The 14638-nt window shown below is 73.1% G+C and carries 11 protein-coding genes; 10 read left to right on the top strand and 1 reads right to left on the bottom strand.

The window, feature by feature from the left end; translation table 11 throughout:
- Nucleotides 1-412 precede the first annotated feature (412 nt).
- Genes ACQEVZ_RS12465 through ACQEVZ_RS12455 form a run of 3 tightly spaced genes read left to right on the top strand, consistent with a single transcriptional unit; the run spans nt 413 to nt 3437 of the window.
- Nucleotides 413-1651, top strand: coding sequence for a type VII secretion protein EccE (locus ACQEVZ_RS12465; protein WP_433365579.1), 1239 nt, complete (start codon nt 413-415; stop codon nt 1649-1651).
- A complete protein-coding gene (locus ACQEVZ_RS12460; RefSeq protein WP_344504178.1) occupies nt 1648-2319 on the top strand; it encodes a hypothetical protein in 672 nt (223 codons plus the stop codon). Before ACQEVZ_RS12465 ends, ACQEVZ_RS12460 begins: the two co-directional genes overlap by 4 nt.
- The gene (locus ACQEVZ_RS12455; RefSeq protein ID WP_433365576.1) at nt 2316-3437 is read left to right on the top strand and encodes a S8 family serine peptidase; all 1122 of its coding nucleotides are present in this window, start codon (nt 2316-2318) and stop codon (nt 3435-3437) included. The genes ACQEVZ_RS12460 and ACQEVZ_RS12455 overlap by 4 nt, the downstream gene beginning before the upstream one ends.
- A gap of 64 nt (nt 3438-3501) precedes the next feature.
- Here ACQEVZ_RS12455 and eccD read toward each other — a convergent pair whose 3' ends face one another.
- A complete protein-coding gene (gene eccD / locus ACQEVZ_RS12450) occupies nt 3502-4899 on the bottom strand; it encodes a type VII secretion integral membrane protein EccD (protein WP_344504180.1) in 1398 nt (465 codons plus the stop codon).
- Between the two features lie 156 nt (nt 4900-5055).
- Here eccD and eccCa point away from each other — a divergent pair, with 156 nt between their 5' ends.
- The 7 genes from eccCa (at nt 5056) to ACQEVZ_RS12415 (ending at nt 14322) form a co-directional block, all read left to right on the top strand.
- The gene (eccCa, locus tag ACQEVZ_RS12445) at nt 5056-9021 is read left to right on the top strand and encodes a type VII secretion protein EccCa (protein WP_433365572.1); all 3966 of its coding nucleotides are present in this window, start codon (nt 5056-5058) and stop codon (nt 9019-9021) included.
- A 144-nt stretch (nt 9022-9165) separates the two neighbouring features.
- Nucleotides 9166-9480: a WXG100 family type VII secretion target gene (locus ACQEVZ_RS12440; RefSeq protein ID WP_344504182.1), complete on the top strand. Its 315-nt coding sequence runs from the start codon at nt 9166-9168 to the stop codon at nt 9478-9480.
- Nucleotides 9481-9504: 24 nt separating this feature from the next.
- Entirely contained in the window at nt 9505-9783 is a 279-nt protein-coding gene (locus tag ACQEVZ_RS12435; protein WP_344504183.1) for a WXG100 family type VII secretion target, read from the top strand.
- Nucleotides 9784-9901: 118 nt separating this feature from the next.
- On the top strand, nt 9902-10462 hold the full coding sequence (locus tag ACQEVZ_RS12430) for a hypothetical protein (RefSeq protein WP_433365567.1): 561 nt from the start codon (nt 9902-9904) through the stop codon (nt 10460-10462).
- A 5-nt stretch (nt 10463-10467) separates the two neighbouring features.
- Entirely contained in the window at nt 10468-11817 is a 1350-nt protein-coding gene (locus ACQEVZ_RS12425) for a hypothetical protein (protein ID WP_433365564.1), read from the top strand.
- A gap of 5 nt (nt 11818-11822) precedes the next feature.
- Nucleotides 11823-13478: a S8 family serine peptidase gene (locus ACQEVZ_RS12420; protein ID WP_433365561.1), complete on the top strand. Its 1656-nt coding sequence runs from the start codon at nt 11823-11825 to the stop codon at nt 13476-13478.
- Nucleotides 13479-13560: 82 nt separating this feature from the next.
- Nucleotides 13561-14322 carry a hypothetical protein gene (locus ACQEVZ_RS12415; RefSeq protein ID WP_433365558.1) on the top strand — a complete coding sequence of 254 codons (762 nt, stop codon included), beginning with the start codon at nt 13561-13563 and terminating at the stop codon, nt 14320-14322.
- Nucleotides 14323-14638 lie beyond the last annotated feature (316 nt).

Below are 14638 nucleotides of genomic sequence, written 5' to 3'. Positions count from 1 at the left end.
CGCCTTGCCGCCGTGCCCCGTGCGCGGCCGCGCACCAGCGGCGCCCGGCTGCCCCATCACCGAGTGGCGATCGTAGCCGGTCCTGCTCCGCGCCGTTGACCGCGCCGGTGCCGCACGCCGGCGACCTGACCAAGGACCGCCCGGCCCGCGCCCGCGCGACCTGACCAAGGACCGCCCGGCCCGCGCCCGTGCGACCTGGCCAAGACCGCGCGGCGCGGCCTGACCGCACCTGGCCCGCGCCGGAATCCCGCGGAACCAAGGACCGTGGACCGCGCGGCTCGCGCCGTGCGGGCGCCAGGCGTGCGAGCTGACCGCGGACCGCGCGGCGGGGGCTCCGCCCGTACACTGTGGGCGCCTCGGCTCGGACCGGATCCTCGGCGGGCGCGTCGCAGCGGAGGGAGCACGGGAACAGGTGACATCGGCAACGGCTCAGGGCAGGCCACCCGCGGGCGGCCCCAGTCCGGCCCCCCAGCCCATCCCCGGCGGCCGTCCACCGGAGCGCAACGCCCCGGCGCAGCGGCTGCGTCCGGCCTCCGGCAGGCCCGGCGAGTTCGGCACCGTCCAGCTCGTCGCGATCGAGGTCTCGGCCGTCGCGGTCGGCGCGGCCGTGTTCTCCGGCAACCCCGTCGCGATCGGTGTGGGCGCCGCCGTCGCCGTCGGTGCGCTCGCGGTCGGGCTGAGCCGGTCCGGCGGGCGCTGGGTGTATCAGAGCCTCGGCCTGCGCGCGGCCGTGCGCCGCCGCCGCAAGGCCGGTGCCGCGGCCCTGCCCGCGCCCGCGTTCGAGGTGTATGGCTACGACGACCGCGGCACCGAGCTCGGCATCGGGCAGGACCGCGACGGCTGGTTCATCGCCATCGCCGTCGGCGGCGCCGACGAGATCCTCGGCCGGCGGCGCCCGGCGCTGCGCCTCGACCGCCTGTTGCGGCTGCTCGACGAGGGCACCGCCCGCCCATCCGCGCTGCAGCTGGCGAGCCTGCGCACGCTCGCGCCGGCCACCGGCCCCGCGCCCAACAGCGCCGCCGCCAACTCCTACCGCGAGCTGCTCGCGCTCACCACCGGCCGGCAGACCGGCCCCGCCGCGCACCTGACGTGGGTCGCGGCGCGGCTCGACGCGGCCGACGCGATCGAGGCGGCCGCCGACCGGGGCGGCGGCGTCGACGGCGTCCACCGGGCGCTCGCCGCGATGGCCGGCCGGCTCGGCAAGGCGCTCAACACCGCCGGCGTCCCGTACCAGATCCTCGACGCCGCCGCCCTCACCGCCGCCGTGCACGCCTCCTGCGGCCTCGACGGGCTGCCCGACGGCGCCCCCGTCACCGCCCGCGAGCGCTGGCAGGGCTGGCACGCCGCGGGCCGGGAGCACATCGCGTTCGAGGTCGAGCAGTGGCCGGCGTCGTTCGACCCGGCCGCCGTGCAGGCGCTGATGAACGTCCCGGCCGAGCACCTCGCCGTGTCCGTCGTCGCAGCCCGCCGCGGCGCCGCCGTCGGGCTGCGGACCGTGGTGCGGGTCATGGCCGCCCCGGACCGGCTCGCCGCGGCGGTGGGCACCGTCCGCGAGTACACCAAGACTCTCGGTATCAAGCTTCGCCCGATGCACGGCCAGCACCAGCCGGCCGTCTACGCGTCGGCACCGACCGGCGGAGGCACCCCGTGAGGCGGCGACCCGGCAGCGGAGGGCTGGAGCTCACCGGCGACCAGAGCGTCGTCGGCGGCGTCTCCCTCGCCACCGACCCGGGCGGCATCGTCCTCGGCTTCGACCAGCACCAGAACCCGGTGACGCTGCAGCTCTTCCGGGCCGAGCCGACCCGGGTGCTGCTCATCGACCGCGGCTGGGTCGAGCGGCTGCTGATGCTGCGGGCGCTCGCCATCGGCGCGCGGGTCGTGGTCCACACGCCCGACGAGCCGCTGTGGGCCGGCTTCGGCGAGTCCGTCACCGGACGCACCGACCTGTTCCACGCCGCGCCGCCGTACCAGAAGGTCGAGCTGCCCGGGACCGTCGCCGCGCCGGTACTCTTCGTCGCCGAGCGGCACCCGCTGAGCGTGCCGGACCTCGGCCCCTGGCAGGCGCTGCTGACCGTCGCCGGCTGGTTCGGCGAGTACGTGGCGCAGTCCCTGTTCGAGGCCGACGTGGTGATCCTGCGCCGGCTCACGGAGCGGCAGCTGGCGGCCGCGGCGACCCTGATGCGCCTCGACGCGATGCAGGCCGCGACGCTGCAGGCCACCCCACCGGACGGCCTCGTCGTCTACGAGGCTGGCTCGTGGCAGTACCTGCGGCTCGCGACCACCCAGATCGAGCAGCAGCTCTTCGGGGCGCCGCAGTGAGGGCGCGGGTGTTCGCGGCCCTGGCCGTCGTCGCCGCGGGTGTCGCTCCGGTACTGGTGCCGCCCACGCCGGCGTCCGCCGAGACGATGCGTGACCGGGAGTGGTACCTGAAGACCCTCGACGTCGCCGCCGCGCACCAGGTCACGGCGGGAGACGGGGTCGTCGTCGCGGTCCTGGACACCGGCGTCGGCAGCCATCCCGACCTCGACGGCCAGGTGCTGGACGGCACGTCGTTCATCGGTGAGGCGGGCTCCTTCCGCACCGACAATGACGGCCACGGCTCGGGCATGGCCGGCGTCATCGCGGCCAAGGGCGGCAGCGCCGACCACCTGCTCGGCATCGCGCCGAAGTCGAAGATCCTGCCGGTCCGCATCGCGTCGCGGTCCTCCGCGATGGGCCCGACGAACATCCCCGAAGGCATCCGCTGGGCGGTCGACCGCGGCGCGAAGGTGATCAATCTCTCAACCGGCGGCACCGTGATCGACCGCACCGCCGAGGACGCCGTCCGCTACGCCCTCGACCATGACGTCGTCGTGGTCGCCGCCACCGGCAACGTCGCGGAGTTCCCGTCCGGCAGTGGCGTGATCGCCCCCGCCCGCTTCCCGGGTGTCGTGGCCGTCTCCGCCGTCGACCAGAGCGGCAACGCCTGGTCCGGCGCCATCCGCGGCCCCGAGGTCGTCCTGACCGCCCCGGGGGTGGCGATCCCGCTGGTCTCCGCGTCCGGCGGCGGCCGCGTCGTCGGCTACTACCCGGCCGCCGACGGCACCAGCGCCGCCACCGCGATCGTCTCGGGCGCCGCCGCGCTGATCCGCGCCAAGTACCCGCAGCTGCCGGCGAAGGACGTGATCCAGCGCCTGATCGCCACCGCCGACGACGCGGGCCCGCCCGGGCGCGACCCCGACTACGGGTACGGCCGCCTCAACCTGGTGAAGGCCCTCACCGCCGACGTCCCGGCCGTCCCGGCGAACCCCCTGGCCGCGCAGTCCGCCGCCGCCGGCGATGCCGGCAAGGAGACGGGCAGCGGTCCCAGCCTGCTCCTCGTGGCCGGCGGCGCGGGCGTCCTCGTCCTGCTCGTGGCCGGCATCGGCGGCTGGCTCCTCCTGCGCCGCAGGGCCTGACGCAGCATCCGAGGCCGATGTACTGACGGGCGGCGCCGCACGGGGCGGTGCGGCCCGGCGGCGGTCAGCCCTCGCGGATGGTGCGGATCCAGCCGTACAGGCCGCTGACCCAGAAGGCGAGCGGGATGATGCCCAGGATCAGGATCGTCTCGAAGATGTCCAGGGTGCGGCCCCACATCGGGGACCGGCGCTTCTCGGCGCCGACCACCGCGTAGGCGATGACCGCCGCCGCCACCGCGAGTGTCGCCGTCACCCCCACGGCCAGGCGGAGCACCTGGTCGGCGGCGGCGTAGGCGCCGACGGCGACGACCGCGAGGGCGACCAGGCCGGAGACGAGCAGCGGGATGCGCTGGCGGCGGCTGATGAACCAGCGGGCCCGGGCGACCATGACCAGGCCGAACACGGCGGCCAGGGACGCGCCGGGCACACCGCCGTCCCAGGCGAGGGTCAGCGACGCCAGGCCGCCGATGACGGCGAGGGCGCCGAGCATCCCGGCGAGGATCTCGTCGGCGCGCTCGCTGAGGGCGAGGACCTGCCGGCTGGAGACCATCTCGGTGTCGGTGCGGATGTCCGCGGCGTCGGTCGGCACGGACGGGATGGGCAGGCCGGCCAGCCGGTAGGAGAGCATCGGCATCAGCGGCAGCGTCGAGAAGGTCAGGGCGGCGACGACGGCGGCCGCCGCGGCCGGGGACGCGTCCCAGATCATGCAGACGAGGGCGGCGGCGCACAGGGCGACGGCCGCCATGCTGGTGCCGAGGAAGACGGCGACGGCGGAGGCCACGCCGACGGTGGCGACGGCGGAGGCGAGCAGGATCGCGGTGCCCGCGACGAGGACGTTGGCGGCGCTGAGGTCGGTGAGGCTGTGGTCGCCGGCGAGCAGGAGCAGGCCGCCGACGCCGGCGTACGCGAGCGCGACGATCCCGAAGACGACGCCGGTCCGGCTGTTGCGCAGGGCCCGGGACAGCACCGCGGCGGTGGCCAGGAGCAGGGCCGCGACCCCGACGCCGACGATGCCGGCGGGCAGCTGCGGCGGGCCGGAGAACAGGACCATGACGGCGCCGACGACGAGGGTGGCGACGCCGACGGTGAGGCCGAAGCGGCGGGTCGAGGCGGGCCGCCAGCGCCCGGCGCGGTCCTGCGTGGAGGTCGCGACGGCGTCGACGACGTCGTCGAAGATGGGTTCGGTGAACTCGTCGCCGCGGGGTCGCAGGTACAGCATCTCGCCGTCCTCGACGTCCAGCTGGATCGGCGTGCGGTCGATGGGCATCGGCGCGCCGCCGAGCCGCGACAGCACCCAGCCGTCCCGTCCGGCGGGGTCGTCGGCGAGGCCGTCACCGGCGTACCGCAGCACGGTCGGCAACAGATCGGCGAGCGGCACGTCCGAGGGCAGCGCGAGGTCGACCCGGGTCTTCGGTGCGACGATCGTCACCCGGCTCATCCCGCCGCCGGTCGTAGTGGCCACGTCACAGATCCCTTCGATCGGAGCCGCCCCGACGCCCGCAATGCAACTGCGGGTCATCGCGTCCTGGGCAGACTACATACGATGGCCGCATCACGCGGTGCCCCGCCCTGCCCCTCCGGGTGCGATCACGGCGCCGCGCCGTACAGGAGGAGACACGTGAGCACCGTCGTCTTCCGCAGGCCACCCCGCCGTCCAGGGCCTCAGCTGCCCCGCGGCGAGCTGCTGCTGGAGTCGCCGCCGGAGCTTCCGGAGCGGCTGCCAAAGGGCTTCGGGCAACTGCTGATGATCCTGCCGATGGTCTGCGGCGTGGGCGCGATGGCCTTCCTGTACACCGGCGGCGGTCGCGGCTCGGGCCCCATGATGTGGATCGTCGGCGGGCTCTTCGGCGTGTCGATGATCGGCATGGCGATCGGGTCGATGAACTCCGGCGGCGGCGACTCGAAGGCCGAGCTGGACGCGGAGCGCCGCGACTACATGCGCTACCTCGCCCAGGTGCGGCGGCAGGCCCGGCGGGCCGCGGCGCAGCAGCGGGCGGCGCTGCTGTGGCAGCACCCGGCGCCGGACGTGCTGTGGTCGGTGGCGGCGTCGAAGCGCCGGTGGGAGCGGCGCGCGACCGACGACGACTTCGGGCAGGTGCGGATCGCGCTCGGCGCGCAGCGGCTCGCGGTCTCGATCATCCCGCCGGAGACGAAGCCGGTCGAGGACCTCGAGCCGATGACGGCGATCGCGCTGCGGCGGTTCATCCGCGCCCGGCAGACGGTGCCGGACCTGCCGATCGCGGTGTCGGCGCGCTCGTTCAGCCGGGTCGTGCCCCGCGGCGACCGGCAGGTCGTGACGGATCTCGTCCGGTCGATGCTGTGCCAGCTCGCGACGCTGCACTCGCCCGACGACGTGAAGATCGCGGTCGTCGCGGCGCCGGAGCGGCGCGGGGAGTGGGAGTGGGTCAAGTGGCTGCCGCACGCCCAGCACGACCGGCAGACCGACGCGGCCGGCGCGGTGCGGCTCATGTTCGACTCGATGACGGACCTCGAGGAGGTGCTCGAGGACGAGCTGCACAGCCGGTCGAGGTTCGCGCCCGAGCTGCGCCCGCTGACCACCGCGCCGCACCTGGTCGTGGTCGTCGACGGCGGCGAGGTCGCACCCACCTGCCAGCTGCTCGGCATCGGCCTGCAGGGCACCACGGTCGTCGACCTGTCCGGCACGGTGCCGCGTGACTCGGGCCGCTGGCTGCTGTCACTGCAGGTGACCGCCGAGCAGATCGCCGCCGACCAGGGCAAGAAGGTCACGCCGCTGGGCCGGCCGGACCGGCTCAGCGTGGTCGCCGCCGAGGGCCTCGCCCGGCAGCTGGCACCGTTCCGGCTGTCGCAGCAGACGACGTCGGAGGAGCCGCTGGCGCGCAGCATCGAGCTGCCGGACCTGCTCGGCATCGGCGACGCCGCCGCCGTCGACCCGCTGCTCACCTGGCGCCCCCGGCCCAACCGGGAGAAGCTGCGGGTGCCGATCGGCGTCGGCCCCGACGGGCAGCCCGTCGACCTGGACTTCAAGGAGTCCGCGCAGGACGGCATGGGGCCGCACGGCCTGATCATCGGCGCGACCGGCTCCGGCAAGAGCGAGCTGCTGCGCACCATCGTCGTGTCCCTGGCGATCACGCACTCGTCGGAGGAGCTCAACTTCGTCCTCGTCGACTTCAAGGGTGGCGCGACGTTCGCGTCGCTGGACGTGCTGCCGCACACCAGCGCCGTCATCACGAACCTGTCCGACGAGCTGCCGCTGGTCGACCGCATGCAGGCCGCGCTCAACGGCGAGATGGTCCGCCGGCAGGAGCTGCTGCGCGCCGCCGGCAACTACGTGTCACGGTTCGAGTACGAGAAGGCGCGCCTCGCCGGCGAGCAGCTGGCGCCGCTGCCGAGCCTGCTCATCATCTGCGACGAGTTCAGCGAGCTGCTCGCGGCGAAGTCGGAGTTCATCGACCTGTTCGTGATGATCGGCCGCCTCGGCCGGTCCCTCGGCGTGCACCTGCTGCTGGCCAGCCAGCGCCTCGAGGAGGGCCGCCTGCGCGGCCTGGACACCCACCTCTCCTACCGCGTCGGCCTGCGCACGTTCTCGGCCGTGGAGAGCCGCGTCGTCCTCGGCGTCCCCGACGCGTACGAGCTGCCGAGCGCCCCCGGCCACGGCTACCTGAAGACCGACACGACGACGATGACCCGCTTCCGGGCCGCGTACGTGTCCGGCACCTACCGCCAGGCGGGCCTGGTCCCCAGGTCGCAGGCGACGGTGCGGATGCAGATCGTGCCGTACGGCACCCAGCACATCCCCGTGCCGGTGCTGCCCGCGGACGAGCCGGAGGAGGAGCCGGAGGCCGAGTCCGGCCGTGGCGAGAGCATGCTCGACGTCATCGTCGGCAAGCTGCGCGGCCGCGGCGCCCCCGCGCACCAGGTGTGGCTGCCGCCGCTCGGCGAGCCGGCGACCCTCGGCGAGCTGCTCGGCGCGCTGACCGTCGACGAGCGCCGTGGCCTCGTCGCTACCGGCTGGCCCGGCACCGGCCGGCTGTCCGCCCCGGTCGGCCTGGTCGACCGGCCGTTCGAGCAGCGCCGGGACCCGCTCGTCGTGGAGCTGGACGGCGCCGCCGGCAACGTCGTGTTCGTCGGCGGCCCCCAGTCGGGCAAGAGCACCGCGCTGCGCACGCTGATCAGCTCGCTCGCGCTCACCCACAGCCCGTGGCAGGTCCAGTTCTTCTGCCTCGACTTCGGTGGCGGCGCCCTGCGGTCCCTGGCCGGCCTGCCGCACGTCAGCGGCGTCGCCGGCCGGCGGGAAGGCGAGGCGGTGCGGCGCACCGTCGCCGAGGTGACCGCGCTGCTCGACGAGCGGGAGGCCCGCTTCACCGAGCTCGCCGTCGACTCGATCGCCTCGTACCGGCGGGCCCGCAACGCCGGCGAGGTCACCGACGACCCGTTCGGCGACGTGTTCCTGGTCGTCGACGGCTGGAGCGCGATCCGCGAGCACTACGAGGAGCTCGAGGCCCGCATCACCTCGGTCGCGGCCCGCGGCCTCGGCTTCGGCATCCACGTCGTCCTCGCCGCGAACCGCTGGGGCGAGGTCCGCACCAACCTCCGCGACCTGCTCGGCACCCGCATCGAGCTGCGGCTCGGTGACCCGACCGAGTCCGAGATCGACCGGCGCTCCGCGGTCAACGTGCCGGAGCGCACCCCCGGCCGCGGCCTCACCCACGACAAGCTGCACTTCCTCGCCGCGCTGCCCCGCATCGAGGGCGGCGAGGGCGTCGACGACCTGGCCGCGGGCGCCGCGGAGCTGGTCCGGCGGGTCCGTGAGGGCTGGCCGTTCCAGCCCGCGCCGCCGGTGCGGCTGCTGCCCAAGATGCTGCCGCGGGTGGAGCTCGCGAAGCTGGTCGAGCAGCGACCCGCGGTGCCCGGCGTGGCGATCGGCATCAACGAGACGCATCTCGCGCCGGTGCACCTCGACTTCGCCGCCGAGCCGCACCTGCTGATCCTCGGCGACGCCGAGTCCGGCAAGACCTCGCTGATGCGGCTCATCGCCCGCAGCATCATCGAGACGAAGACACCGCACGAGGCGCGGCTGTTCGTCGCCGACTTCCGCCGTGGCCTGCTCGGCGTCGTCGACCGCGAGTACCTGCTGGACTACGCGCCGTCGCACTCGGCGCTCAACGAGATGATGCCCAACATCCGGGGCGCCATCAACGACCGCCTCCCGGGGCCGGACGTCACCGCCGAACAGCTGCGCAACCGCAGCTGGTGGCGGGGGCCCGACCTGTACGTCCTGGTCGACGACTACGACCTGGTGGCGCTGCCCGGCAACAACCCGCTCACCCAGCTCATGGAGCTGCTGCCGCAGGCGCGGGACGTGGGCCTGCACGTGATCCTCACCAGGCGGGTCGGCGGTGCGTCACGCGCCCTGTACGAGCCGGTCATCCAGCGCCTGCGCGAGCTGGACGCGCCCGGTTTCCTGATGTCCGGCAGCCGCGAGGAAGGCCCGCTGTTCGGTGACCTGCGGCCCAGCCCGCAGCCGCCGGGGCGCGGTACCCTCGTGCGCAGAAGCGACGGCAGGCAGCTCGTCCAGACCGCTTGGGTCGATCCTGTGCCATGATGTTGGCGGTTCAGGGCTGCGCAATCTTGCGGGTCTCCGATACCGTCGCAGGGGAAACACCATCGTCGATGACCGCGGTGCCACCGTACGGGGGCTTTCCAAGTGCCTTGTCCCGCGGGACGGACTGAGAAGGGGTGAATTGGCGTGACGCAGCCGACGAGAGTCGATGCAGCGACCATGCACGCTGCCGCGAAGGACGTTCGTGCCACGCACGACACCGTCAACGGCAAGCTGAACGACCTGCGGGGCGCGATCGATGATCTCGTCGCCGCGTGGAAGGGTGAGGCCTCGTCCGGCTTCGCGCAGGTGATGACCCGCTGGGACCAGGACTCGGTGAAGCTGCTCACCGCCCTCAGCGACATCGCCGACCTCCTCGACAAGGGTGCCAACACGCACCAGGCAAACGAGGAGCAGCAGGCGGCGATGATGAACAAGTACGGCAACTCACTCAACTACTGACGGCCTGAGAGGCAGGGACTAGGGATGTCGTACTTCCAGACGAACTACGCCCAGATGGAGACTGCTTCGCAGACCATCCAGGGCATCTCCAAGACGATCGACACCGAGCTGGACACGCTGCGCCAGCGGCTGCAGAACATGACCTGGGACGGTAAGGACCGCGAGGCCTACAACGCCCACCAGGCGAAGTGGGACTCGGCCGTCCAGGACATGAACAACCTGCTCAACGAGATCGGTGGCGCCGTGGGGATCGCCCGCGCCAACTACATCACGACCGAGATGAACAACGCTCAGGTCTGGTAATCGTAGCCACGACCGCTGCATCTGGTCGGATCGGCGTGGCACCGCGGGTGCCACGCCGATCCTGTCTCATGACCTGTTTCATGACCAAGCACGGTCCGCAGTTCGAGAGGAAGGCGCCATGGGGGAACCGTCCCTGCCCAAGGACTCCGATGTCAACGTCGAACAGATCGACAAGCTGCCCGCGCTGCTGAAGGAACTGCAGGGCTACGTCGAGACGCACTGCATCGGGCAGATGACCAACATCCGCGAGCACCTGGACATGTCCGGCCTCAACATGGAGGACGTCGACATGAAGCTCAACGGGCAGGCGACACCCTTCGGCGGCTTCTACAGCGCGTTCGGCATCCAGGCCAAGGCCGACGGGGCGTACAAGTCGGTGAACAAGTCGCTGCACGAGCTCGCGAAGCACCTCGGCAAGATGATCGGCCCGACGGAGCAGATCGCGAAGAACTACCGCACCACCGAGGACCGCAACCACGCCAACATGGCGGACATCAAGAAGCTCCTCGACGCCGGCACATACACGCCGATCGACCAGACCGCGGTGGACAACCGCAACGAGACGGCCCCGGCCGCGCAGGACCCGCGCACGATCACGTCCCACACGACGACCCTGGCGCCGGGCTCGTTCGACGGGCAGCAGCACGGCGGCTCCGGCACCGGGACCACGGAGGTCTAGGGCACATGGGCGATGAGACCAACGTCGACGTCACCAGCTCGACGTACTCGAAACCCGCGGCGGCCAACGACGGCGGCTGGTTCGGCGACTCGTACGCCAACGAGGGCGACCCCTCCTGGGAGGACGTCATCGCGATGGTCGTCATCCCCGGCAGCCCCGCGCGTGTCAGGCAGGCGGCCGACGAGTGGACCGCGCTGCTGACCCGCCTCGGCGAGGTCGAGCGCGTGCTGAAGGCGGTTCAGGCGGACCTGGAGACCTGGAAGGGCCCGGGTGGCGAGGAATACCGCAACCACCTGACCACGATGATCACCAGCGTCCAGACCGTCCGCGACGACCACAGTAACCTGCCGCACTACCTGCACCTCGCCGCCGGCGACCTGGAAGGCGCCATCGCGAAGATCCCGATTCCCGACGACATGATCCACGAGGTCATGGCGGCGAAGCAGGGCTACATCGACAGCGGCATGATCTCCGACGCGTTCGGCCCCAACTCGATCTATCAGCATCTGCTGCCGGTGTACGGCAACAAGTGGTTCGACGAGGCGCGCGAGTTCTTCACCTGGGACTGGGCGTCCAACAAGCTGCGCGACTGGATCTCCTCCCAGGACGACAAGGCCAAGCAGGCCTACCACGAGCTGGCGGGCAAGCACGTCCGTACGATGGACTCGATCCCGGGCACCAACCCGGTTGACTACACCGAGCCGCGCACGCCCTTCACCCCGACCAACTTCGGCGGTGGCGGCGGAGGCGGCGGCGGGGGCGGCATGCCGAGCGCCAAGATGCCCGGCACCGGCAGCGGCATCCCCGGCGGCCCTGTCCCCGGCGTCGACGACATGACCGGGCCCGGCAGCATCGGCGACCCCAACCTGACCAACCCCGGCGACGGCACCGGCTACGACCCCGGCGACCTGCCCGGCAGCGGCCTGGCCGGCGTCGGCGGCGGCGGCATCACGGGCGCCGGCCCCGGCGCGGGCGGTCTCGGCCCCGGCATCGGCGGCATCGGCCCCGGCGGCGGCGGGCTCGGCGCCGGTGGTCTCGGCGCGGGCGGCCTCGGCCGTGGCCCGGGCGCGGGCGGCGGCATCGGCGGCATGGGCATGATGCCGGGTATGGCCGGCGCGGGTGCCGGCCGTGGCGCGGGGCGTAACGTCACCGGAGCGGGCGCGGGCAAGGGCGGCGTCCGTGGCGCCGGTGCCGGCGCGGGCCGTGGCGGCGCTGGAGGCTTCCGCGGAGGAATGATGCCCGGTGCCGCAGGCGGCGCCGGCCATGGAGAGGGCGAGGACCACACGACGTGGCTCCAAGAGGACGACGACCCGTGGGGCTCCGACAGCGAAGCGCCACCCTCGGTGCTGGGCTGACCCCTGTGCCGACGTTTTCCCGGACCGCCCCGGTGCGGCGGGTCGTGCGGCGGATGGCGGCCGTGGTCGCCGCAGGGGTCCTGCTCGGCGTGTCCGGCGGCGTCGGCGCGGGGATCGTCGCGCCGCAGGCGGCCCACGCCGACTCGGTGCGGGAGCGGGAGTGGTGGATCAGCTCGCTGAAGCTGACCCAGGCGCAGAAGGTCGCGCAGGGCGACGGGGTCGTCGTCGCCGTCATCGACTCCGGGGTCGAGGCCAGCCACCCCGACCTCAACGGCGCCGTCCTGCCCGGGACCGGCATGCTCGGCAGCACCAGCGAGAAGGGCTGGGACGACCCGAACGGTCACGGCACGCTCATCGCAGGCATCATCGCGGCGCGGGGCGGCAACAGCAACATGCAGATGCTCGGCATCGCGCCCAAGGCGAAGATCCTTCCGGTCGCGCTGCCGGTGCCCTTCACGGGCAGCGTCAACGAGCCCATCCGGTATGCGGTCGACCACGGCGCGAAAATCATCAACATGTCCTTCGGCGGCAAGGGCGCGCAGCTGAAGGCCGACGAGGACGCCATCGCCTACGCCCGCTCCAAGGGCGCCATCCTCGTCGCCGCCGGCGGCAACACCACCCAGGGCGACGACCACGTGCCGCACCCCGGCAGCTACCCGGGCGTCATCACGGTCAACGGCACCGACCGCGACGGCAACCTGTGGAGCGGCGCGCTGCACGACGACACCATGGAGATCGCGGCGCCGGCCCAGGACATCATCAGCACCCTCCCGAAGAAGGTCGCCCCGTCCGGCTACGGCACCGGCTCCGGCACGAGCAGCGCCACCGCCATGGTCTCCGGCGCGCTCGCCCTGATCTGGTCGAAGTACCCGAAGCTCGACGCGGCCAACGTCGTCAACCGCCTCTTCAAGACCGCCGTCGACAAGGGCCCCGCAGGCCGCGACGACCGGTTCGGCTTCGGTCTCATCGACCCTCTTGCCGCGCTTTCGGCCGATGTACCGGCAGTGACCGCCGACCCCCTCGGCCCCATCTCCGCCGGCACGGCGAGCGCGGCCCCGGGCGCCACCGGCGGCTCCGGCGACATCGACGACGGCCCCGGCACCCCGGCGACCCGAGCGGCCATCGTGGCCGGCGTGGCCCTCGTCGGCCTCACCATCCTCGTCCTCGCCATCGTCCTGCCCCTCCGCGCCATGAACCGCCGCCGCGAACGCACCGCCGCCGCAGCCCGCGGCTACCCCCCACCCGGCGCCACGGGCCCCTTCGGCCCACCCGGTCCACCTGGCGCTCCAGGCCAGTTCGGTGCGCGGGGTCCGTCCGGTCCCCCCGGCGCCCCTGGGCAGTTCGGCCGGCCCGGTCACCCGCCGCAGACGTATCCACCGACCGGCTCCATCACCGGCCAGTACCCAGGCGGACCCGCGACAGGCCAGCACCCGCCGGCCGGTTACCAGACCGGCCCCGTGACCCCGGCCGGCTACCAAACCGAGGCGATCACAGGTCACCAGCCACCAGCCGGTCAAACCCACGACCCGAACCGCCCGCCCACCGCACAGTTCCCCGCCCCCGGCGACCAGTCGAACGGCACCACCGAGTTCCCGACAACCGGCCAGCCCCCACAGCCACCCCGCCCACCCCGCTGGGACCCACCGCAAGACCAACGCTGACCGCCAACCCAACCCCCGGCGGGTGAGATCCCACCGGATCCACCCGCCGCCCACGTTCGGGCGTGACACCTATGCTCCGCTCGTGAGCACCCACCACTCGATCGTCGTCGCCAGGTCCACGACCCCGTTGCCGTTGCTGCCGGAGGTTTGTAGCGCGTTCGGCTCGGGCTGCTTCAATCTCGTGCTGTTCGGGGACGGTTGGCAGATGGCCGAGATGACCGTCTGGCCCCACCAGTGGCCCACCGTCGGGGCCGGTCCAGGGCCGATCGCCGCCGCGACCGGCGCGCCGGTCCTGGCCGCCTGGATCTCCGACACCGCCTGTGCGCAGATGGCGGCCGATGTCCCCGGCGGCCCTTCGTGGACCGCGCATCTGGTCGGCGGAGACCGGCAGGACTGCGGCTTCGACCACGAGATCTTCAACACCCTGCGGTCGCCCGGCCCCGAGCAGCCGCCGGCCGATCACCACCGGCTCGCCGCCGATCTGGCCGCGTGGTCCGCCGCGGCCGGCCGTACCACCACGGCGGAACGTATCGAGGCGGTGCTCCGTAACGAGAACATGCTGCTGGAGCACCGGTACCGCGCGATGGTCGACGAGTTGAGTCTCGGCGCCGGTGTCGCGTTCGAACGCTCGTCCCGGACCGATGACCGCATTCGCACGGCGTGGTCGGAGGGGTTCGCCGCCAGTTACGAGATCCCGACGCCGTGGAACCGGCGATCCAAGGCGTCACCACGCTCCACCGCACTGGTCGCGTTCCTGGAACTGCACGACGCGGCCGAGTTCGATCCGGCCATCACCGAGGCCGACCTCGTCACGCATGCCGAGAAGGCGCTCGCTTCGGGCTAGCGACGTGGTGGTACGGCCTCCACATCACCAACGACCACACGCGTGGCCGATACCCGGCTGACCGCAGACCCTGCGCAGGCCGACAAGACAACGGTGCACCGGGCGGCCAACAACGCCAAGTTTGCAGGTGGGTGGGGCGGCGATCGTGGCCTGGGCGGCAGCGGCCGGGTCTCGTGCCGATGTCTGAAGACCAACGCGGGCACGGGAATGCTGCTTGAGTGGGTGGCACGTCGATCGCGGCCGGACGTAGCTCACGCCCTCACGCGGGGTCGGGCGACCCGGACCTGTACCAGCGGACATGAACCGACGGGCGTGT

The organism is Dactylosporangium sp. CA-152071 (assembly GCF_050936335.1).
Classification (GTDB): Bacteria; Actinomycetota; Actinomycetes; order Mycobacteriales; family Micromonosporaceae; genus Dactylosporangium; species Dactylosporangium maewongense.
The sequence above is the reverse complement of the archived record's forward strand: the minus strand, read 5'-3'. Positions and strand labels throughout refer to the sequence as shown.

Bases quoted from the DNA above. Each gene is read 5' to 3' on its own strand.
- ACQEVZ_RS12430 (WP_433365567.1), top strand. From the start codon at position 9,902: ATGGGGGAACCGTCCCTGCCCAAGGACTCCGATGTCAACGTCGAACAG.
- ACQEVZ_RS12425 (WP_433365564.1), top strand. From the start codon at position 10,468: ATGGGCGATGAGACCAACGTCGACGTCACCAGCTCGACGTACTCGAAA.
- ACQEVZ_RS12435 (WP_344504183.1), top strand. From the start codon at position 9,505: ATGTCGTACTTCCAGACGAACTACGCCCAGATGGAGACTGCTTCGCAG.